Genomic DNA, 20,287 nt, shown 5'->3' with positions numbered 1-20,287 from the left:
TGGTAATGGAGTCGCACGATGGCTGATGCCGCCTATGAAATCCGCGCCAATCTGGAAAAGCAGATTGCCGATCTGAAGAAAGAAATGTCGCACATCAACAAGTTGCTGTCCTCGCGGGCATCGGATGCGATGGAGGACGCTCAGGAGGCTTTCGAGGACGGCAAGGGCCGCGCCCGCCATGCGGTCGCTCAAGTCCGCGAGCAAGCCAACGTGGCGGTCGGCGCGATGCGCGACAATCCCGGCACCGCCGCGACCATCCTGTCGACCGTGGGCCTTCTCGGTCTCGCGGCGGGTCTCGTGCTTGGTGGAATTTTCTTCGATCGTCGCCGCTGACCTCCGGCCGGACGGGGGAGCCCTCCCCTTTCCGGCCTCGGCGACCCGCATCGCTGTCCTGCGGGCCGCAGGGCCGGACGGCCAGGCCGCAAGTGTGCCGATCCCACCGAAAGGCAGGACTGATGGTGCGCAAATCCCCGATGCGCGACCGGGCCGACACGCCGGCTCGCGACAAAGACCTGCCCGGGATGGCGGAACGCCGATATTGGACGCGCGAGGCCGGGCCGCGGGGTCCGGCATGACGCTGAGGGCGGAGGACGTCATCTATCCCACCGAGGCCGGGCTCTACTGCGCGCCGGGGGATTTCTACATCGACCCCCTCCGTCCGGTTCCGCGCGCAATGGTCACCCACGGCCATTCCGATCACGCCCGTCCCGGCCATGGCGCGGTGATGGCCACCCGCCAGACGCTCGACATCATGGCGATCCGATATGGCGAGGATTTCGCCGCCAGCCGCCAGATCGCCGAGGGGCCGGTCCGGATCGGCGGCGTGACGGCCAGCTTCCATCCGGCCGGCCACGTGCTCGGATCGAGCCAGATCCTGATCAACCCGGATGATGGCCCGCGCATCCTGATCTCGGGCGATTACTGTCGCACGCCGAACCCGGTCTGCCTGCCCTGGGAGCCGGTTGCCTGCGACATCTTCATCACCGAGGCGACCTTCGGTCTGCCGATCTTTCGTCATCCCAATCCCCTGACGGAGGCCGGACGGCTGATTGCCAGCATCGCCGAGTTTCCGAACCGCCCGCATCTGGTCGGCGCCTATGCGCTCGGCAAGGCGCAGCGGGTGATCGCGCTGGCACGGGCGGCCGGCCATCATGGCCCCATTGCCATCCACGGCGCGCTGAAACGCCTCTGCGACTATCATGTCGACCAAGGGATCGACCTCGGCCCGCTGGTGGCGGCGAGCGACCCCGGCGAGGCGCAGTTGATAATTGCGCCGCCCTCGGCCTTCGCCTCGCCATGGGTGCAGCGCTTCCGGGATCCCGTCCTCTCCTACGCCTCGGGCTGGATGACCGTCCGCGCCCACGCCCGCCAGCGCGGCGTCGAACTGCCGCTGGTGATCAGCGACCACGTCGACTGGCCGCAACTGACCGCCACCATCCGCGAACTGGCTCCGCGGGAGGTCTGGATCACCCATGGCGCCGAGGACGGCCTGACGCGGTGGTGCGAAATCGAGGGCATCCCCTCCCGTCCGCTGCGGCTGATCGGCTATGAGGACGAGCCGGAATGAAAGCCTTTGCCCGCCTCCTGGAGCGTCTGGCCTTCACGCCCGCCCGCAACGCCAAGCTCACCATCCTCTCGCATTATTTCCAGACCACGCCAGATCCGGATCGTGGCTATGCCCTGGCCGTGCTAACCGGCACGCTGGATCTCAGGCAGGTCTCGCCCTCGCTCCTGAAACGGCTGGCCTCCGAGCGGGTGGACGAGCAGCTTTTCCGTCTGTCCTATGATTTCGTCGGCGACCTGGCCGAGACCATCGCGCTGATCTGGCCAACCGACGCGGAGGTCAGCACGGAGGTTTCTCTTTCGCAGGCTGTCCTGTTGCTGCGCGAGACCGGCAAGTTGTCGCTGCCCGGCGTGATCGCCGACCTTCTGGACCGGCTGACGGCTCCCGAGCGGCTGGCGTTCCTGAAACTGGCAACGGGCAATCTCAGGGTCGGCGTCTCGGTGCGGCTCGCCCACACGGCGCTGGCGATGGGCACTCTGCGCGGCAGCGAAGAGATCGAGGAGATCTGGCACGGGCAGGCCGCCCCTTTCCTGCCGCTGTTCACCTGGCTCGCGGGCGGCCCCTCCCCTGCCCCGGCATCCGCGCCGTTTCGCCCGGTGATGCTGTCGACGCCGATCACGGCGGAAGAACTCGCGCCGCTCGACCCCACCCGGCATATTGCCGAGTGGAAATGGGACGGTATCCGCGTCCAGGCGGTTGCCGAGGATGGAATGCGCAGACTTTATTCCCGCACCGGAGAGGAGATCGGCGCGGCCTTTCCCGATATCATCGAGGCCATGACCTTCGAGGGCGCGGTGGACGGCGAATTGCTGGTCCGCCGCGGCGCGGAGATCGCCCCCTTCGCCGACCTTCAAAAGCGGCTTGGCCGCAAATCGGTAGGCCGCGTCCTGCTGCAAAGCCACCCGGCGGCGCTGATACTCTACGATATCCTGGCCTGGCGGGGCGAGGACCTGCGCCCGCTGCCGCTTTCCAGCCGGCGCGCCCGCCTCGAAGCCGCGCCTTTCGACAGCCCCCGGATAGGCTTGTCGCCGCTTCTGCCCTTCGAAACCTGGGAGGAGCTCGCCCGGCTGCGCGCCGCGCCCCACGCCCCGGTGATCGAGGGGGTGATGATCAAGCGCCTCGACACGCCCTATATCGCCGGTCGTCCGCGCGGCCCCTGGTTCAAATGGAAACGCGATCCGATGGTGATCGACGCGGTGCTGCTCTACGCGCAGTCCGGGCATGGGAAACGTTCCGGTTTCTACAGCGATTTCACCTTCGGGCTGTGGGAGGGCGAAGAGCTGGTCCCGGTCGGCAAGGCCTATTTCGGCTTCACCGACGAGGAACTGCGCGAACTGGACCGGTTCGTGCGCAGGAACACCGTCCAGCGCTTCGGCCCCGTGCGCCAACTGGCGCCGAAGCTGGTGGTCGAGGTGGCGTTCGAGGGGCTGAACGTCTCGCAGCGTCACCGCTCCGGCGTCGCCATGCGCTTTCCCCGCATCTCGCGCATCCGAGCCGACAAGCCGGCGGCCGACGCCGACCGGCTCGAGACGCTCAGGGCCATGCTGTGACGGATATTGGGGTGGGAGGGCGGTCGAGCTGTGCCGCTTGAGGCAGCCGAATTCGGCATCGAGACCATCGAACGGCCGGTCGGCGATCCGGCCCGCATCGACGTCGGTAGTTCGCAGGCGTTCTGCGACAAATACGGCAACGAGCCGACGGCCTCGCTCTGCCGACACTTCGGACGGCGCCTCAAGTCGCTCAGGAAGCTCATGCCATATAAATTCATCTGGTGAACGCGGCGGTATCCTCGATCCTCAGCAACTGTCACGGTCCCGCAAAAGCGAAACCGTGACGCTCGCCTCCGCGCGCATTTACGTGCCTGTCGCGTCCGATAGGTAAAACTACCGGACGGAAAATCTTGCTTCGCTTTCAAGCCGATTTTGATATATCACGTAATATATTAGATGGACGCGGCGGCGACACCCGGGCGGCGGCGTAACGGTCATCGGCCTGTCCGGTCCGGGGCACGCCACCTGCCACGGAGCCGTTGGGTTCAAGAGATATGCGACAGGAGGTAGGGGCATGCCGTCATTCGTTACCGAAACATTCCTGCTGACCACCAGGACCGCCGAGAAGCTGTACTTCGACGTGGCTGCCGATCTGCCGATCGTCGACTACCATTCCCACTTGCCGCCGCGCGAAATCGCCGAGCGCAAGCGCTTCCGCAATATCGGCGAGCTCTGGCTGGCCGGCGACCACTACAAATGGCGCCAGATGCGGACGGCGGGCATTTCCGAAGAGCTGATCACCGGCGCGGCCGCCGACCGGGACAAGTTCGATGCCTATTGCCGGATCATGCCGCTCCTGGCCGGCAATCCGATCTATCACTGGAGCCACCTCGAGCTGAAGCGGCTGTTCGGCATCGATCTCGACATCAACGCCCGCACTGCGCCGGCCATCTGGGAGGCGGCCAACGCCGCCCTCGACAAGCTCGACACCTGGGCGCTGCTCGAGCAGGCCAGGGTCGAGGTCGCCTGCACCACCGACGATCCGGCCGACGCGCTGGATCTGCACGCCGTCATCGCCGACAGCCCGCTCACCACCCGGGTGCTGCCCGCCTACCGGCCGGATGCAGCCATGCGCATCAATGCCGCCGCCTTCGGCGACTACCTCGGCAGACTGGCGGGCGTGTCGGGCATCGCCATCACCGACTTCGAAGCGCTGGTCGCGGCGCTGAGGTCCCGCGTCGGCTTCTTCCACGCGCGCGGCGGCCGCGTCTCCGATCACGCCGTCGACACCGCCCTGCCGGTCGGTCCGGTGGTGGCCGCGACGCTGCAGGCTCTGTTCGCCAAGCGGCTCGGCGGCGCCAGCCTGACGCCGTCCGAGGAGGGGGTCTACCTGTCCGGCCTCCTGGAGAGGCTCGGCGGCATCTACGCCGAATACGGCTGGACCATGTGCCTGCATATCGGCGCCCAGCGCAACAACAACAGCCGGCAGATGCGGGCGCTCGGCCCGGACACCGGCTACGATTCGGTGTCCGACCTATCGAGTTCGGCCGGCCTTGCCTCGCTGCTCGACCGGCTGGACGCCGACGGACGATTGCCGAAAACCATGCTGTTCTGCCTCAATCGCGGCATGAACGAGGTGCTGTCGACGCTGATCGGCTGCTTCCAGGGCGGTTCGGTGCCCGGCAAGCTGCAGTTCGGGCCGGCCTGGTGGTTCAACGATCACCTCGACGGCAACCTCGAACAGATCCGCACGCTCGCCAACCATTCGGCGCTCGGAACCTTCGTCGGCATGGTGACGGATTCGCGCTCCTTCGCCTCCTATCCGCGCCACGACTACTTCCGCCGCTTGCTGTGCCGCCAGCTCGGCGAATGGGTCGAGGCGGGCGAGTTCACCTCCGACGCCGAGGCGCTGGCCACCATCGTGCGCGGCGTCGCCTACGAGAACGCCAAAGGCTATTTTGGCTTCTAGAGCACCGGACCGATGCGCAAGCGAAAATTTGGAGCGGCGGCCCGGCCATCTCCGGGCCGCCGCTCCGGGTACGGTGTGCCGCGGCGGCCCGCATGGCATTGTTGGGACTTCAGAAAAGCGTCGGGTCTGTGATAGCGTTGCCGAGAACCATTATTCCGTCGCGAAACTGGATTGTCATGGACAACGCTGCCCAATCCAAGACGAATGCCGGCGATCAGCCGGCCATGAGCGCCTCGCGCCGCGTCTATCTCGATCTCAGGCAACGCATCGTGTCGATGCAGATGCGCCCCGGCGAACGGATCATCGAGCGCGACATCGCGGAGGTCCACGGCACCAGCCGCACGCCGGTGCATGAGGCGGTGCAACGCCTCGCCGAGGAGGGCCTGATCGAGATCTTCCGGCGCGTCGGCACCTTCGTCGCCCGCATTCCGCTCGACCAGCTCAACGAGGCGATGCTGGCGCGCGCCGTGCTGGAGCTCGCCGTCGTCGAGCGGGCCTGCCGGCTGATCACCGACGACGGCGTGGCGGAACTGCGGGCGCTGATCGCCGAGCAGGAGGCCAGCGTCGCCAGCCAGGACGACAGCGCCTTTCATGCCCAGGACGAGCGCTTCCACGAGACGCTGGCCAACATTTCCGGCGTGCCGATCTTCTGGCGGCTGATCCAGCAGGCCAAGACGCAGATCGACCGCTACCGTCGGCTGACGCTGGCGGTGCCCGGGCGCATGGAAAACGTGGTGGCCGAGCACCGTCGCATCTCCGAGGCGGTGATCGCCAAGGACGCGGAGGCGGCGACGCGGCTGATGCGCGAGCATCTCGAAGGCGTGCTGCCGATGGCCGAGGTGATGAGCCTCAAGCTGCCGGCCTATTTCATCAACCACCTGCCGGAGTTCAACGGCCGCTGAGGCGCATGCCGGCTTTTCGCCGGCCAGACCCGCCGCTACCACACGCCTGACCAGAAACGACAACGGCCGCTTCCCCGAGGGAGGCGGCCGCTCTGCATGAACCGGGCGGATGGCTTCCGCCGGTTACTTCAGGAGATCGTGCACGAACATCGACGTCTCAGGCACCAGCGTGACGATCAGCAGCGTCACCCACAAGGCGGCCATGAACGGCCAGATCGACCTGACCACCTTGCTCACCGACACCTCGCCGATGGCGCAGCCGAGGTAGAAGGCGGCGCCGACCGGCGGCGTGTTGAGGCCGATGGTGCAGTTGAGCAGCACGATGATGCCGAACTGCACCGGGTCCATGCCGTACTGGACGACGATCGGCAGGAAGATCGGCGTGCAGACCAGGATGTGGGCGGCCATGTCGAGGAAGATGCCGAATACGAACAGCGCGATGTCGACCAGGATGAAGACGACCCATGGCGTCGTGCTGATCGAGCTCAGGAACTGGCCGGCCAGCTCGGCCACGCCGTAGATGCTCATCAGATAGCCGAACATCGTGGAGATGCCGACCAGCAGCAGCACGATGCCGGTGGTCTTGGAGGCCTTGGCCGCCGCCTTGAGGAAATGCTGCCAGCTCAGGCTGCGGTAGACGAAAACCGTGAGGAGCAGGGCATAGAGGGCCGCCACGGCGCCGGCTTCGGCGGCGGTGAACACGCCGGACAGGATGCCGCCGACGATGATCACCATGATGAACAGGCCGGGCAAGGCGACGGCCAGCGACAGGGCCACCTCGTGCCAGCCGGGGAACTGGCCGCGCGGGTAGTTGCGGGCACGGGCGACGAAGTAGGCGGTCAGCAGGTTGGCGATCGACAGGATCACCGCCGGCACGGCGCCGGCCATGATCAGCGAATTCATCGACACGATGCCGCCGGCGGCCAGCGAGTAGATGATCATGTTGTGGCTGGTGGGCATGACGGCGCCGACCAGCGACGAATAGGTGGTGACGTTGACGGCGTAGTCGGCGTCGATGCCTTCCTTCTTCATCAGCGGGATCAGCGCCGAGCCCATGGCCGAGACGTCGGCGACCGGCGAGCCGGAAACGCCGCCGAACATGGTGCAGGCCACCACATTGGTCATGCCGAGGCCGCCGCGCACGTGGCCGACCAGCGCCTTCGAGCAGCGGATGATGCGGTCGGCGATGCCGCCGTACATCATCAGTTCGCCGGTGAAGATGAAGAAGGGGATGGTCAGGAAGGCGAAGACGTTCATGCCGGCCGCCATGCGCTGGAAGACGACGGCGACGGGCAGCCCTTCGTAGAGCACGGTGGCGAGCGAGGACAGGCCGATGGCGAACACCACCGGCATGCCGACCAGCAATCCGAGGACGAAGGTCAGGCAGAGAATGGTCAGTGCCATGACGGAACGACCTCCAGGTTGTTGACGCGGGCGATGATGCGCTCGATGGCGAAGATGATGATCAGCAGGCCGCCGACGGCGAGCGGCACGTAGGACCAGCCCTGGCTGATGGGCAGGCCGGGATTGACGTATTCCCACATTTCCCCGGCGAGCACGGTGCCGCCGTAGCTCATGAAGGCGCCGAACACCATCATGCCGAGATAGACGGCGATGTCGGCCCACAGCCGGACCCTGGGCGGCGCGAAGGCCAGGAAGGACTCCATGCCGATGTGGCGGCCGTCGCGCACGCCGACGGCGGCGGCGAAGCAGGTGACGTAGAGAACGACGACCAGCGCCAGGATCTCGGTCCAGGACGGCGAGTCGTTCATGACGTAGCGGCCCCAGATCTGATAGAGGACCGCCAGGAGAATGATGATCAGGCCCAACACCGCGAACTTCAGGCAAATGCGCGAAAGCCGGGCCTGAAAGCGGAAATAGACCGCCAAAGTCCCGCCGACCTCCTCGGTCGTCAGTCGGCGCGTCGGGGTCTGCAGGTTCGCAGCCATCCGTTTATCTCCTTGAGCCTGTCCGGTCGTCGCCGGGCGGCGGCGGCTGGCGTACAGGCGATGACGATTGGAAGAGGCGGCAGCCCGGCCGGAAAGCCATCGGGACGCCTGGCGCCGCCGGGCCGGTTCTGCCCATAGCCGTCGGTGGCCGGCCGGCGGGTATGCCGCCGGCTGGCCACGGTCCTCACTTGAAGTCGGCGATGCGCTGCAGCAGGTCCTTGAGCGCCGGATCGGTCAGGAACTCGTCGTAGAGCGGCTTCATGGCGGCCTGGAACGGCGCCTTGTCGATGGTGATCACCTCGACGCCGGCCTTGCCGACGATGTCCTGGGACTGGCTTTCGAGCTCGGCCCAAAGCTGACGCATGTAGGGCACGGAGTCCTTGGCGGCCTTGCGGACGGCGGCCTGCTCTTCCGGCGTGAAGCTGTCGTAGACCTTCTTCGACATCAGCAGCACGTCGGGCGCCATCGAATGCTCGTCCAGCGTGTAGTACTTGGCCACCTCGTAGGCGTGCGACGTCTGGTAGGTCGGCCAGTTGTTCTCGGCACCGTCGATCAGGCCGGTCTTGAGGCCGGTGAACACCTCGCCGGTCGGCATCGGCGTCGGATTGGCGCCGAGCAGCTTCATCATGGCCACCCAGACGTCCGACTGCTGGACGCGGATCTTGAGACCTTTGAGGTCGTCGATGCTGCGCACCGGATTGCGGGTGTAGAACGAGCGCGAGCCGGAATCGTAGAAGGCGAGGCCGACCATGCCGTGCGCCTCGCAGTCGGCCAGGATCTCGTCGCCGATCGGGCCGTCGACGACATGGTGGAAGTGGTCGACGTCGCGGAACACGAAGGGCATCACCGGCACGGTCATGGCCGGGCAGATGGTGTTGAGCGTGCCGGCGTTGACGCGCAGGAAGTCGATGGCGCCGAGCTTGATCTGCTCGATGGTGTCCTTTTCCGAGCCGAGCTGCGAGCTCGGGAACACCTTGATGCTGTACTTGCCGTCGGTGGCCTTGCTGAGCTCGTCGCTCATGAAGTTGACGGCCTTGACGGTCGGGTAATCCGGCGGCTGCACGTCGGCGGCGCGGAACGTGCGGGCCTCGACGGCGGATACGCCGAGCGCCATCGCGCCGGCGGCAAGGGTCATGGCAACGGTGTAGGTAAGCTTCATTTCGGTCCTCCCATCCTCACAAGGCTCGGGCCGCCGGCAGAGCCGGCAAGCCGATCGAATGCGTTACGGCAGCTCGGGCCTGATCACCCGAACGGCGATGTCCACCCCGACAGTTTCCCCAAAGGCGGTGCGCGCCCCGGGGACCCCGGCACCACGGCGTGGGTGCCGGTCGTCATGCCGGTCGGGACGATGTCGCCGGCCGACAGATTGCGGCCGCGCGCGGCGAGCGCGGCGGCCATCGAGCGCGATGGCGCGGTTCCGGATGCGACAGGCGCCGTCGGGGCGCTCCGGCAGGCGGCAGGGAAAAGCGGCAAGATTGCGTGCCCGGCGACGCGCCGTCACGAAGGCGCGAGCGATCTCGTCAACCTCATGATCCAACAACCGCTGCACGCTTTCCCCCAGCAAGACCGTGGCGCCGTCGCGCGTCCTTCTCCATCCATGCGCAATATCGACTGCGCATGCCCCCAAAGCCGGCCCTTCGACCGCGGCGACGCTCTGATATATTCAGTGATATATTACTAGCGGACGCAGGCCGTCAATTGTTTCAAAGTTGGAACGCCATTGGGTCGAATACCGATGGCCGGCCGCCCGCGAAGGTCGCCGCATCGGCGGCGCGAGGCGGACTCGTCAGCCGGCCGCGTTCGTTTTTTGCGCGAGCCGCCGCTTCTCCGCAGGACGCCAAAACGCTCGGGCGTGGCGAGCGACATGCGGGCCGGATCGGTACTGCGCCATCGGGGGCCGCCGGTTGGGGAGTGGCGTATCCCGCCAACCGCCCTCCCCCAAGGCGGTGCGCCGTCATCGCCCCTCCGCGGTTGTGCGTAGGCTTGCTTGCGGCAAGCGAATTGCCGTCTTATATATCACGTGATATATCACAAACGGATCCGATTTGGTGGGGAGCTTGACATGATAGAGATCGGCGCGGCGCAGCTCGGAGGTCGGACGCGCCCGACCATGCGCGTTCTTCAGTTTGGCGAGGGCAATTTCCTGCGCGCCTTCGTCGACTGGAAGATCGACCGCATGAACGAGGCCGGCGGCCTCGACTGGGGCGTCGTGATCGTCCGGCCGATCGCCCAGGGCAACCCGCACTGGCTCAACGAGCAGGACGGGCTCTACACCGTGCTGTCGCGCGGCGTCGCCGAGGACGGCGCCAAGGTGTCGGAGGCGCGGGTCGTCGGCGCGGTGCGACGCGAGATCGGCGCCCATCAGCACTGGCACGAGGTGCTGGCGCTGGCCCGCGATCCGGAGATCACTGTCGTCATCTCCAACACCACCGACGCCGGCATCGCCTATGTGCCGACCGTCCAGTACGCCGACGCGCCGCCGGCCTCCTTCCCCGGCAAGATGACGCGCCTGCTGCACGAGCGCTGGCAGGCGTTCGGCGGCAGGCCGGAAGCCGGCTGGCAGATGATCGCCTGCGAGCTGATCGACCACAACGGCGACGAACTCCGGCGCATCGTGCTGCGCCACGCCGAGGAATGGGGCCTCGAGCCGGGCTTCATCGCCTGGGTGAAGGAGGCCAACGCCTTCTACAACACGCTGGTCGACCGCATCGTGCCGGGCTATCCGAAGGCCGAGGCGGCAGCGATCGAGCAGGAGCTCGGCTACGGCGACCGCTTCATGACCACTGCCGAGCTGTTCCACTTCTTCGTCATCGAACGGCAGCCCGGCCAGCCGGAGCTGCGCCTGCCGCTTGCCACATACGATCCGGACACCATCGTCGTCCCCGACGCCACGCCCTACAAGGCGCGCAAGGTGGCGATCCTCAACGGCGCGCATACCGCGCTCTGCGCCCTCGGCCTGATCTGCGGCATCGAGACGGTGGGCGAGGCGGTGACCACCAAGGTCGGGGCCAAGTTCCTCGACCGGCTGCTGGCCGAGGAGGTCATCCCCTTCCTCACATTGCCGAGGGACGAGCTCCAGGCGTTCGCCGACGCGGTGTTGAGGCGCTTTGCCAACCCCTATATCCGCCACCTCTGGTACGACATCTCGCTGAACGGCCTCGTCAAGTACCAGACGCGCGATCTCGACCGCCTCACCGCCTACATGGAGCGCCACGGCAGGCCGGCGCCGCTGCTGACGCTGGCGCTCGCCGCCTGGCTCGTCTTCTATCTCGGCCGCTTCAAGGGCGCCGAGGCCTATCCGCCGCGCGACGCCGCCGACATCCTCGACAGGATCAAGGCGATCGGCGCGCTCGACGACGGCACACCTGCCGGCCGCGAAGCGATGGTCTCGGCCTATCTCGGTGAGCCCGCCTTCTGGGGCCAGTCGATCGATACGCCGGCCTTGCGGGCGGCCGTCGTCGCCGACTTCGCGGCGCTGACCCGGGAGCCGATGAGCTTCGACCGGCTGGGCGCGCTGATCGACGCCCGCCGATCCATCTGACACCAGGAGAAGCCGCCATGCCGCGCGTTCTCAAGATCCATCCCGACGACAGCGTCGCCGTCGCCCTCGAACCGCTCGCCAAGGGCACCGACATCGCCGCCTTCGGGTTGACGCTGCGCGACGACGTGCCGCAGGCGCACAAGTTCGCGCTGCGCGACATCGCCGAAGGCGACAAGGTGATCAAGTACGGCGCGGTGATCGGCCTCGCCCGCGAGGCGGTTGCCAAGGGCGCGCATGTCCACGTCCACAATCTCAAGACCGCGCTCGGCGACATCCTCGACTACAGCTATGCCGGCAACGTCGCGGTGCGGCCGCAGAACGGCGGCCCGGCGCCGACCATCCAGGCCTACGAGCGGGCGAACGGCGACATCGGCATCCGCAACGACCTCTACATCGTGCCGCTGGTCGGCTGCATCAACGGCCTTGCCGGCAACATCGCCAAGGCGGTGGAGCGCGAGGGCCTGCTGCCCGAGGGCTCCAAGGTCAGCGTGCTCAGCCATCCCTACGGCTGCTCGCAGCTCGGCGACGACCTCGCCAACACGCGCGGCATCCTGCAGAACTACGTGGCCCACCCCAATGCCGGCGGCGTCCTGGTGCTCGGTCTCGGCTGCGAGAACAACACCAAGGCCTACTTCCGGGAGGGGCTGGAGCTGCCCGATCCATCCCGCGTCCGCTTCCTGCTGAGCCAGGAGGCCGGCGACGAGATGGCCGAGGCGCTCGCCATCTGCCGCGAGCTCGCCGGGACGATGGCCAACGACAAGCGGGTCGAGGTCGGTGCCGATCGCCTCAGGGTCGGCCTCAAGTGCGGCGGCTCGGACGGCTTCTCCGGCATCACCGCCAATCCGCTGCTCGGCGCCTTCTCCGACTGGCTGACCGGCATCGGCGGCACCACGGTGCTCACCGAGGTGCCGGAGATGTTCGGCGCCGAGCAACTGCTGATGGCGCGGGCGGAAAGCCGCGAGGTGTTCGACAAGACGGTGGCGCTGATCAACGACTTCAAGCGCTACTACGTCGACAACAACCAGCCGATCTACGAGAACCCGTCGCCGGGCAACAAGGCGGGCGGCATCTCGACGCTGGAGGAGAAGTCGCTCGGCTGCACCCAGAAGGCCGGCCTTTCCACGGTGCGCGACGTGATCGGCTACACCGGCAGGATCAAAAGGCCCGGCCTCAACCTGTTGTCGGCGCCGGGCAACGACGGCGTGGCGGTGACGGCGCTGGCCGCCGCCGGCTGCCACATGGTGCTGTTCACCACCGGCCGCGGCACGCCGCTCGGCGGCGTGGTGCCGACCATGAAGATCGCCACCAACAGCGACCTCGCCGGCCGCAAGCCGCACTGGATCGACTTCGACGCCGGCCCGATCGCCATCGGCGAGACCACCGTCGAGGGCCTGCGCGACAGCTTCGTCGACGCCGTCCTCGCCATCGCCTCCGGCAAGCCGACCCGCAACGAGATCAACGACATCGGCGAAATCGTCATCTTCAAGACAGGCGTCACACTGTGATTTGAACTCTACGCTCGCCGATGTCCCGGAGCGCCACGTCCCTCGCGCGGCTCACACGCCGGAATAGGCGGAGAACCCGCCATCGACGGGCAGCACGACGCCGTTGACGAAGCCGGACGCCTTCTCGCTGGCGAGGAACAGCAGCGCGCCGATCAGCTCGTCGGCCTCCCCGAAGCGGCCCATCGGCGTATGGGCGACGATCTTGCGCGCCCGCTCGGTGAGTTCGCCGTCCGCCCCGATCAGCATGCCCCGGTTCTGGTTGGTGACGAAGAAGCCGGGCGCGATGGCGTTGACGCGGATGCCGACCCCGGCAAAATGCACCGCCAGCCACTGGGTGAAGTTGCTGACCGCCGCCTTGGCGCCCGAATAGGCCGGGATCTTGGTCAGCGGCCGGAAGGCGTTCATCGACGACACGTTGACGATCGACGAGCCGGGGCGGCCGATCATCTGCCGGGCGAAGGCCTGGGTCGGCAGCAGCGTGCCGAGGAAGTTGAGGTTGAAGACGAAGCCGACGCTCGCCGGATCGAGGTCGAAGAAGGTCAGCAAAGCCGGATCGTCGAGGTCGGCCGCCTCCAGCACCTCCTTGGTGGTGGTGCCCTTGGGGTGGTTGCCGCCGGCGCCGTTGACGAGCAGATCGCAAGGGCCGAAGGCGGCCGCGACCCTGTCGGCCGCCGCGGCCAGCGACTCGCGCTCCAGCACGTTGGCCGTCACCGCAATCGCTTCGACGCCGTCCGCACTGAGCCCGGCGACCACCCGGTCGGCGGCCTGCCGATCGAGGTCGAGCACGGCGATGCGGGCGCCGCAGGCGCCGAGCGCCGCCGCGAATGAGGTGCCGAGCACGCCGGCGCCGCCGGTGATGACGACGGTCTTGCCGGCGAGATCTATCTTGAACGGGATATCCACGGTTGCCCTCACTGCCTGGCGGCCACGGTCTTGGCGATGCCTTCCCAGAGGCCGTTGATGTAGACGGCGCCCAGCGCCCGGTCATAGAGGCCGTAGCCGGGCTTGCCGGTCTCGCCCCAGATCATGCGGCCGTGGTCGGGGCGGTAATAGCCGGTAAAGCCGGTGTCGTGATAGGCGCGCACCACCTCGCCGAGGTCGACCGAGCCTTCCGAGGACAGGTGCGCCACCTCGTGGAAGTCGCCGGCGGCGCTGGTCTTGACGTTCCTGAGATGGGCGAAGGCGATGCGCCCCCGGCCCGAGAACTCGCGCACCATGGCGACGAGGTCGTTGCCGAGATCGGCGCCCAGCGAGCCGGTGCAGAAGGTGAGCGAATTGGCCGGGCTGTCGACGACGGCCAGGATGCGGTCGAGGTCGTCGCGGTTCTTGACGATGCGCGGCAGGCCGAAGATCGGGCGTGGCGGATCGTCGGGATGGATGGCCATGCGGATGCCGGCCTCCTCGGCCGCCGGGATGACCGCCTTCAGGAAATAGGCGAGGTTATCGAACAGCTTTTCCTCGTCGACGCTCCGGTAGTCGTCGAGCAGCGCGGACAGTTCCTCGGGCTTGTAGCTGGCGTCCCAGCCCGGCAGGCTGATGCCCTTGGAGACGTCGATGGCGTCGGCCTCGGCGGCGTCGAAGGACAGGGCGTTGGAGCCGTCGGGCAAGGGCATGGCGAGGTCGGTGCGCGTCCAGTCGAACACCGGCATGAAGTTGTAGCAGACCATCTTAACGCCCTCGGCGCCGAGGTTCCGGAGCGTCGCGCAATAGTTGGCGATCAGCCGGTCGCGGTCCGGCTTGCCGAGCTTGATGTCCTCGTGCACCGGCACGCTTTCCACCACCTCGAAGGCAAGGCCGGCGGCGTTGATCGTCTGTTTCAGCGCCCGGATGCGCCCGGCCGGCCAAACCTCGCCCACGGGCACGTCGTAGATGGCGCTGACGATGCCGGTCATGCCGGGAATCTGGCGGATCTTGGCCAGCGTGACGGGATCGTCGTCGCCATACCAGCGGAAGGTCATCTTCATGGATCGCCCTTTCGAAAGCCGGCGGAACGGTCAGCCGCCCGGAACGGCCGTCTTGATGGTGGCCGAGGTGAACAGAAAGCCGTCGAAATGCGGGTCGTCGACGTCGGAAATCGCCAGCAGCGTCTCGCGGACGCGCTGCAGATGCGACCACATGGCATCGTAGGCCGCCTCGGGGTTGCGCGCGCGCAGCGCCGCCAGAACCGCCTGATGGTCGTCCAGCCACTGCCGGCGATATTCCTGCTCGGCGATCCGGCGGTGCAGTTGCAGCCACATGGCGCTGCGGTGACGCCGCTGCCAAAGGCTGCGAACGGTCTCGTGAAGCACGGTGTTCTGCGTCGCCTCGGCGATCAGCAGGTGGAACATCTCGTCGCTGCGGTGGTCGGTATCGCCCGCCGCCACGTCCCGGCGTTCCATGTCGAGCGCCTCGCGCATCCGGGCAATATCGCTCTTGGTCGTCCGGTTGGCGGCGAAGGCGGCAACTTCGCTTTCGATCAGTTGGCGGGCCTGCAGCAATTCGAACGGACCGACGTCGTCGGCCAGACCGGCGCCCTGGGCCGACAACGTCGGCGTGCGGGAGACGACATGGATGCCCGAGCCGACGCGAACCTGCACCAGCCCCAAAATCTCCAGCATGATCAGCGCTTCGCGGATGGTTGGCCGGCTTACGGAAAATGCCTCGGCGAGATCGCGCTCGGGAGGCAGGCGCTCGCCCACCTCGTAGCGGCCGGCCGCGATGTCGCCCTGAAGCTGCTCGGCCAGCTCGCGATACCGTCTCTGCGTTTTCGCGTCGGAGTTCATCGCCAACTTTCCATCGATCGGCACGGCAAGCGCCGGAGGCGGCCGCGATCATTTCCCCTATCCGGTCAGGCCAATAATGATTTATGCCATCAAATCTGTCAAACCATTCATTGAAATTGGACTGACCAATTTTCGAATATCCGCCGCGGGGCAAGGGGGTTGCCGCCGATGCAATCTGGAGCAACGGCGAAAATGATATAGGATGGCGGCGGAGTCATTCCGGCCCGCGGGCCGGGGCTCCGGAATACCGTGTTCGAATTTCCTTTTAGGGAAGCACCGGTGCCCGCCTGTTCCGAAACCGGTTCGGAACGGGGGCGGCAGCCACGACAAATCTGGGCGAGGATCATGGCGGCAAGGGGAAAAGTCGGTCTGAAGGAGATCGCCAAGGAGGCCGGCGTCGCCCTGAGCACCGCTTCGCATGCGCTCAACGGCACGGCTCCCCTCAGCGTCGAGGTCAGGGAGCGGGTGCTGGAGATCGCCCGGAAGGTCGGCTACCTCGAAAAGCGGCGCCGGCAGGCGACCATCACGTCGCTGACCTCGATCCTGGTGGCCATGGCCGGCAACGCCGCGAGCAATACCGCCCTCAACCTGGTGAGCTGGACGATCCTCGACGGGTTCAAGCAGGAATGCGAGCGCCGGGCGATCCGGGTGGTGCCGCATGTGAGCGGCGTCGACCGGATCGACATGGCGGAGGTGCGCAGGGCGGCGCTGGCGGAAAAGATCGACGGCATCGTGGTCCTCGCCGACGATCGGGCGGAGCTCGTGCGCGGCCTGACCAGCCTGTCGCTGCCGGTGGTGATCATCAACGGCGAGGACCCGTCGATGACCGTGGACACGGTGACCGGCGAGAACCGCTTCGGCGCCCGGCTCGGCGTCGAGCATCTGCTGTCGCTGGGCCACCGCCGGATCATGCACCTCACCTGGAAGGGGCGCACCACCATCCGGCGCCGGTTCGACGGTTATGCCGACGCCTATCTCGCCGCCGGCCTGCCGTTTCCGCAGGATCTCGTCGTCGAGGCGGCCGGCTACACGCCGGCCCAGGGCCAGGCGGCGATGGTGGCGGCGCTGAGGAGGGATCCGCAGCTCGGCGGCGCGACCGCCATCTTCTGCGCCGCCGACAATCTTGCGCTCGGCTGTCTTTCCGCGCTGGCAGAGGCCGGCATCAAGGTGCCCGAGCAGATTTCCGTGCTCGGCTTCGACGGCATCATGCCGGGCGAATTCACCCAGCCGCCGCTGTCGACCATCCAGTTGCCGATCGGACGGCTCGGCGAGGCAGCCCTGTCGCTGCTCGAACAGCGCGTGATCGCCAACGATCCGCTGCGTCCGGCCTACCGGCTGGAGCTCGGCTGCCGGCTGGTGCGGCGAGGCAGCATCGCCCCGCCGCGCGGCGCCGGATGAGGCGCCGTTCGGGAGCGCGGATCACTTCATGCCCGTGCCGGCGATGCCGGTGGTGATGTACTTCTGCAGGAACAGGAACACCACGGTCACCGGCAGCAGGCTCAGGAAGGTCATCGCCAGGATATAGTGCCACTGGACCGAGAACTCTCCCTGGAAGGCATTCAGTCCGATCTGCAGCGTGAAGTTCTCGCGGCTGCTCAGAACGATCAACGGCCAGAGGAAGTCGTTCCACCGCCACAGCACCGAGAAGATAGCCAGCACCGCCAGCGCCGGGGCGGTGAGCGGCAGGACGATCCGCCAGAAGATGCGGAACTCGCTGGCCGCGTCGACGCGGGCCGCCTCGATCAGCTCGTCGGGGATGGTCAGCATGTACTGGCGCAGCAGGAACACGCCGGTCGGCGATGCCACGGTGGGAATGATGACGCCCCACAGATTGTCGACGAGGCCGACCCCAACGATCACCATATAGGCCGGCACCATCACCACGGTGAGCGGGATCATCAGCGTCGAGATGATCAGCACGAACACCGCCTTGTCGCCGCGGAAGCGGTACTTGGACAGGGCGAAGGCGGCCATGGCGTTGACGATCAGCGTCAGGATGGTGGCGACGACGGTGACGAACACCGAGTTCTTGAGGTAGGTCAGGAAGTTGAACCGTTCGAGCGGGTCGCTGTAGTTTTCGGTGGCGATCGTCAGCTTCTGCACCGGCGAGATGGTGCGCGCATCGACGCTGACCGGCGCCGCCGGATTTTCCGGATCGACCATCTGGGCCTTGATACCGATGCGCCGGACCATCGCCATCTCGCGGCTTTCGCCGTCGATGGTGACGGTCCACAGGCCGAGCGGCCGGTCGTAGCCCGGCACCACGACCTGCTGGGTGGTGCGCGGCAGCAGGCTCGGCGGGAAGCGGGTGATCTCGGCCTCCGGCTTCATCGACGACAGACCCGCCCAGACCACCGGGACCAGCACGGCGATGGTGCCGCCGATCAGCCAGAGCCAGGACAGGATGTCGGTGATGTCGATCCGCCCGCGCCGGCGGGTGCGCCCGAGAAAGGCGACGGGATTGATGGTGCCGGCCATGGTCAGATCTCCTCCGTTTTCCTGGCGAGGCGCAGTTGCACCAGCGTCAGGGCCAGCAGCACCACGCCCATCAGCACCGAGGCGGCCGAGGCGAGGCCCAGCAGGCGCAGGTCGCTGCCGAAGGCCATCTGGTAGATATACTGCACGATGAAGCTGTTGGCGGTGCCCGGTCCGCCGCCGTTGGTCAGCACCCATGCCTCGTCGAATATCTGCACCGAGCGGATCATCAGCAGGATCAGCACCACCAGGAGGTTGGGACCGAGCAGCGGCAGGGTGATCGCGAACAGCGTGCGCCGGCGCGAGGCGGCGTCGATGGCGGCGGCCTCGTAGAGGTCCTTGGGGATCGCCTGCAATCCGGCGAGCAGGATCAGCGTGTAGAAGCCCATGTGGAACCACACGGAGACCAGCACCACGAAGAACCGCGCCCAGCCGACCTCCAGCAGGAAGACGTGCGGCGGCACGCCCATCATCTCGAAAAAGGCGTTGAGCAGGCCGTTGCGGTCGAGAAACCATTTCCAGATGAGGCCGATGACCACCGGCGACAGCAGGACGGGATAGAAGAACATCGCCCGGAAGAAGCCGCGGCCGACCATGGCGCGGTTGAGGATCAGCGCCGTGACCAGCGCGACCAGCAGCGTGGCGACGACATTGAAGCCCACGAACCAGAAGGTGTTCCAGATGGCGGTCCAGAACAGGGATTCCTGGCAGGTGCCGGGACGGGAATAGTCCTGGCAGCTCAGGAGCTGGCGGAAGTTGTCGAGACCGACGAACGGCCGGTCGGTGACGAAGAGGTTGGTGCCGCCGGTTACCGCGTAGCCGACGGAGATGGCGATCGGCAGGAAGGTGAAGATTCCGAAAAGGACGAGATTGGGCGCGAGGAACAGATAGGGGACGCGCTTGCGCCCCATCAGCCGCTCGAGGGCGTTGATCGGGATCTCGACCAAGGACATGACGCCTTCGACGAGCCGTTCGAGCACCGCGGAAGCCTTAATTGCCATGGACCGCCCCCCGCCGCTGGCCGGCATCGCGGCGGGCGATCGCCAGCTCGCTGTCCGGATCGAAGACATGCAGCCGGCCCGGCATCGGCGCGATGGCGAGCCGGGTGCCGGACGGCGGCGCGAAATGGCCGGTCTCGTGGACGATGATCGGCTCCTGCGTTTCCGCCAGGGCGCCGTAGACATAGGTTTCGGTGCCGAGGCTTTCGTAATACTGCACGACGAAGGGAACGCCGCCCTCCTCCACCCGCTGGAAATGCGCCGGGCGGATGCCGGCGAGCACCCGCTGGCCGGGCCGGACGGCGGCGGGATCGACGTCGCAGGGCAGCACCGCGCCATGGCCGAGATCGATCGAGGCGCCTTCCGGGCCGATCCCGGCGATGGACGCCCTGACGATGTTCATGCGCGGCGAGCCGAGGAAGCCGGCGACGAACAGGTTGCGGGGATAGTCGAAGAGTTCGAGCGGCGAGCCGACCTGCTCGACGCGGCCGGCCCGCAGGATGACGATCTTGTCGGCCATGGTCATCGCCTCCACCTGGTCGTGGGTGACGTAGATCATGGTCGTCTTGATCTGCTGGTGCAGCCGGGTGATCTCGGCGCGGGTCTGCACGCGCAGCGCCGCGTCGAGGTTGGAGAGCGGCTCGTCGAACAGGAAGATGTCGGGCTCGCGGACGATGGCTCGGCCGATCGCCACGCGCTGGCGCTGGCCGCCGGACAACTGGCGCGGCTTGCGGTCGAGATAGGGCTCGATCGCCAGCATGCGCGCCGCCTCGGCGATCCGGGCGTCGATCTCCGACCGCTTGAACTTCAGGTTCTCCAGGCCGAAGGCGAGGTTCTTCCGGACGCTCATGTGCGGATAGAGCGCGTAGGACTGGAACACCATGGCGATCTTGCGCTCGGCCGGCGACAACTGGCCGACGTCGCGGCCGCCGATCTCGATCCGGCCGGACGTGACGTCCTCAAGGCCGGCGATGATGCGCAGCAAGGTGGATTTGCCGCAGCCGGACGGCCCGACGAAGACGACGAACTCGCCATCCTTCACGGAAAGGTCGATGTCGTGCAGCACATGAACCGCGCCGAACGCCTTGTTCAGGCTGGATAGTTTCAGTTCTCCCATTCCCTCCTCCCGCGA

18 protein-coding genes are annotated in these 20,287 nt (G+C 67.0%); 9 read left to right on the top strand and 9 right to left on the bottom strand.

Annotation, left to right across the window (positions count from 1 at the left end; genetic code table 11):
* Nucleotides 1-18 precede the first annotated feature (18 nt).
* The 6 genes from CJ014_RS05490 to CJ014_RS05465 all read left to right on the top strand — a co-directional run bounded on the left by CJ014_RS05490 (nt 19) and on the right by CJ014_RS05465 (nt 5,925).
* Nucleotides 19-333 carry a hypothetical protein gene (locus CJ014_RS05490; protein ID WP_100079529.1) on the top strand — a complete coding sequence of 105 codons (315 nt, stop codon included), beginning with the start codon at nt 19-21 and terminating at the stop codon, nt 331-333.
* Between the two features lie 238 nt (nt 334-571).
* Entirely contained in the window at nt 572-1,567 is a 996-nt protein-coding gene (locus CJ014_RS05485; protein ID WP_425351895.1) for a ligase-associated DNA damage response exonuclease, read from the top strand.
* A complete protein-coding gene (locus CJ014_RS05480; protein WP_100079528.1) occupies nt 1,564-3,114 on the top strand; it encodes a cisplatin damage response ATP-dependent DNA ligase in 1,551 nt (516 codons plus the stop codon). The genes CJ014_RS05485 and CJ014_RS05480 overlap by 4 nt, the downstream gene beginning before the upstream one ends.
* Before the next feature lie 30 nt (nt 3,115-3,144).
* On the top strand, nt 3,145-3,339 hold the full coding sequence (locus tag CJ014_RS05475; RefSeq protein WP_100079527.1) for a hypothetical protein: 195 nt from the start codon (nt 3,145-3,147) through the stop codon (nt 3,337-3,339).
* 289 nt (nt 3,340-3,628) lie between these two features.
* Nucleotides 3,629-5,023, top strand: coding sequence for a glucuronate isomerase (gene uxaC / locus CJ014_RS05470; protein WP_100079526.1), 1,395 nt, complete (start codon nt 3,629-3,631; stop codon nt 5,021-5,023).
* Between the two features lie 176 nt (nt 5,024-5,199).
* Nucleotides 5,200-5,925: a GntR family transcriptional regulator gene (locus CJ014_RS05465; RefSeq protein ID WP_207765675.1), complete on the top strand. Its 726-nt coding sequence runs from the start codon at nt 5,200-5,202 to the stop codon at nt 5,923-5,925.
* A gap of 123 nt (nt 5,926-6,048) precedes the next feature.
* On the opposite strand, the gene CJ014_RS05460 is transcribed toward CJ014_RS05465, so the two are convergent.
* The 3 genes from CJ014_RS05460 to CJ014_RS05450 all read right to left on the bottom strand — a co-directional run bounded on the left by CJ014_RS05460 (nt 6,049) and on the right by CJ014_RS05450 (nt 9,033).
* Nucleotides 6,049-7,329 (bottom strand): TRAP transporter large permease, encoded by a 1,281-nt coding sequence (locus CJ014_RS05460; RefSeq protein WP_100079525.1) that lies wholly within the window; start codon nt 7,327-7,329, stop codon nt 6,049-6,051.
* Nucleotides 7,320-7,874, bottom strand: coding sequence for a TRAP transporter small permease (locus CJ014_RS05455; protein WP_100079524.1), 555 nt, complete (start codon nt 7,872-7,874; stop codon nt 7,320-7,322). The genes CJ014_RS05460 and CJ014_RS05455 overlap by 10 nt, the downstream gene beginning before the upstream one ends.
* A gap of 184 nt (nt 7,875-8,058) precedes the next feature.
* The gene (locus tag CJ014_RS05450; RefSeq protein ID WP_100079523.1) at nt 8,059-9,033 is read right to left on the bottom strand and encodes a TRAP transporter substrate-binding protein; all 975 of its coding nucleotides are present in this window, start codon (nt 9,031-9,033) and stop codon (nt 8,059-8,061) included.
* 903 nt (nt 9,034-9,936) lie between these two features.
* Here CJ014_RS05450 and CJ014_RS05440 point away from each other — a divergent pair.
* Both CJ014_RS05440 and CJ014_RS05435 read left to right on the top strand, forming a co-directional pair.
* Nucleotides 9,937-11,415: a tagaturonate reductase gene (locus CJ014_RS05440; protein WP_100079521.1), complete on the top strand. Its 1,479-nt coding sequence runs from the start codon at nt 9,937-9,939 to the stop codon at nt 11,413-11,415.
* A gap of 17 nt (nt 11,416-11,432) precedes the next feature.
* Nucleotides 11,433-12,920 carry a UxaA family hydrolase gene (locus tag CJ014_RS05435; RefSeq protein WP_100079520.1) on the top strand — a complete coding sequence of 496 codons (1,488 nt, stop codon included), beginning with the start codon at nt 11,433-11,435 and terminating at the stop codon, nt 12,918-12,920.
* A 51-nt stretch (nt 12,921-12,971) separates the two neighbouring features.
* On the opposite strand, the gene CJ014_RS05430 is transcribed toward CJ014_RS05435, so the two are convergent.
* The 3 genes from CJ014_RS05430 to CJ014_RS05420 are packed head-to-tail and all read right to left on the bottom strand — an operon-like array spanning nt 12,972 to nt 15,682.
* Entirely contained in the window at nt 12,972-13,823 is an 852-nt protein-coding gene (locus tag CJ014_RS05430; protein ID WP_100079835.1) for an SDR family oxidoreductase, read from the bottom strand.
* 8 nt (nt 13,824-13,831) lie between these two features.
* Nucleotides 13,832-14,884, bottom strand: coding sequence for a mannonate dehydratase (uxuA, locus tag CJ014_RS05425; protein WP_100079519.1), 1,053 nt, complete (start codon nt 14,882-14,884; stop codon nt 13,832-13,834).
* Between the two features lie 30 nt (nt 14,885-14,914).
* Nucleotides 14,915-15,682 (bottom strand): FCD domain-containing protein, encoded by a 768-nt coding sequence (locus tag CJ014_RS05420; protein ID WP_100079518.1) that lies wholly within the window; start codon nt 15,680-15,682, stop codon nt 14,915-14,917.
* Nucleotides 15,683-16,027: 345 nt separating this feature from the next.
* On the opposite strand from CJ014_RS05420, the gene CJ014_RS05415 reads away from it, so the two are divergent.
* Nucleotides 16,028-17,080, top strand: coding sequence for a LacI family DNA-binding transcriptional regulator (locus CJ014_RS05415; RefSeq protein ID WP_100079517.1), 1,053 nt, complete (start codon nt 16,028-16,030; stop codon nt 17,078-17,080).
* A 21-nt stretch (nt 17,081-17,101) separates the two neighbouring features.
* Here CJ014_RS05415 and CJ014_RS05410 read toward each other — a convergent pair whose 3' ends face one another.
* The 3 genes from CJ014_RS05410 to CJ014_RS05400 are packed head-to-tail and all read right to left on the bottom strand — an operon-like array spanning nt 17,102 to nt 20,272.
* Nucleotides 17,102-18,148, bottom strand: coding sequence for a carbohydrate ABC transporter permease (locus CJ014_RS05410; RefSeq protein ID WP_425351896.1), 1,047 nt, complete (start codon nt 18,146-18,148; stop codon nt 17,102-17,104).
* A gap of 14 nt (nt 18,149-18,162) precedes the next feature.
* Nucleotides 18,163-19,158, bottom strand: a complete 996-nt coding sequence (locus CJ014_RS05405) for a carbohydrate ABC transporter permease (protein WP_100079834.1) — start codon at nt 19,156-19,158, stop codon at nt 18,163-18,165.
* Complete coding sequence (locus tag CJ014_RS05400) at nt 19,148-20,272, bottom strand: ABC transporter ATP-binding protein (protein ID WP_100079515.1); 1,125 nt, start codon at nt 20,270-20,272, stop codon at nt 19,148-19,150. The genes CJ014_RS05405 and CJ014_RS05400 overlap by 11 nt, the downstream gene beginning before the upstream one ends.
* Nucleotides 20,273-20,287: the final 15 nt, after the last annotated feature.

It is taken from the genome of Pleomorphomonas carboxyditropha (genome assembly GCF_002770725.1).
Taxonomy (GTDB): domain Bacteria; phylum Pseudomonadota; class Alphaproteobacteria; order Rhizobiales; family Pleomorphomonadaceae; genus Pleomorphomonas; species Pleomorphomonas carboxyditropha.
Note: the sequence above shows the minus strand (reverse complement) of the source record. Positions and strands in the feature narration are given on the sequence as shown.

Bases quoted from the DNA above. Each gene is read 5' to 3' on its own strand.
- CJ014_RS05420 (WP_100079518.1), bottom strand. From the start codon at position 15,682: ATGAACTCCGACGCGAAAACGCAGAGACGGTATCGCGAGCTGGCCGAG.
- uxaC (WP_100079526.1), top strand. From the start codon at position 3,629: ATGCCGTCATTCGTTACCGAAACATTCCTGCTGACCACCAGGACCGCC.
- CJ014_RS05400 (WP_100079515.1), bottom strand. From the start codon at position 20,272: ATGGGAGAACTGAAACTATCCAGCCTGAACAAGGCGTTCGGCGCGGTT.
- CJ014_RS05440 (WP_100079521.1), top strand. From the start codon at position 9,937: ATGATAGAGATCGGCGCGGCGCAGCTCGGAGGTCGGACGCGCCCGACC.
- CJ014_RS05455 (WP_100079524.1), bottom strand. From the start codon at position 7,874: ATGGCTGCGAACCTGCAGACCCCGACGCGCCGACTGACGACCGAGGAG.
- CJ014_RS05480 (WP_100079528.1), top strand. From the start codon at position 1,564: ATGAAAGCCTTTGCCCGCCTCCTGGAGCGTCTGGCCTTCACGCCCGCC.
- CJ014_RS05465 (WP_207765675.1), top strand. From the start codon at position 5,200: ATGGACAACGCTGCCCAATCCAAGACGAATGCCGGCGATCAGCCGGCC.
- uxuA (WP_100079519.1), bottom strand. From the start codon at position 14,884: ATGAAGATGACCTTCCGCTGGTATGGCGACGACGATCCCGTCACGCTG.
- CJ014_RS05435 (WP_100079520.1), top strand. From the start codon at position 11,433: ATGCCGCGCGTTCTCAAGATCCATCCCGACGACAGCGTCGCCGTCGCC.
- CJ014_RS05450 (WP_100079523.1), bottom strand. From the start codon at position 9,033: ATGAAGCTTACCTACACCGTTGCCATGACCCTTGCCGCCGGCGCGATG.
- CJ014_RS05490 (WP_100079529.1), top strand. From the start codon at position 19: ATGGCTGATGCCGCCTATGAAATCCGCGCCAATCTGGAAAAGCAGATT.
- CJ014_RS05415 (WP_100079517.1), top strand. From the start codon at position 16,028: ATGGCGGCAAGGGGAAAAGTCGGTCTGAAGGAGATCGCCAAGGAGGCC.
- CJ014_RS05460 (WP_100079525.1), bottom strand. From the start codon at position 7,329: ATGGCACTGACCATTCTCTGCCTGACCTTCGTCCTCGGATTGCTGGTC.
- CJ014_RS05405 (WP_100079834.1), bottom strand. From the start codon at position 19,158: ATGGCAATTAAGGCTTCCGCGGTGCTCGAACGGCTCGTCGAAGGCGTC.
- CJ014_RS05485 (WP_425351895.1), top strand. From the start codon at position 572: ATGACGCTGAGGGCGGAGGACGTCATCTATCCCACCGAGGCCGGGCTC.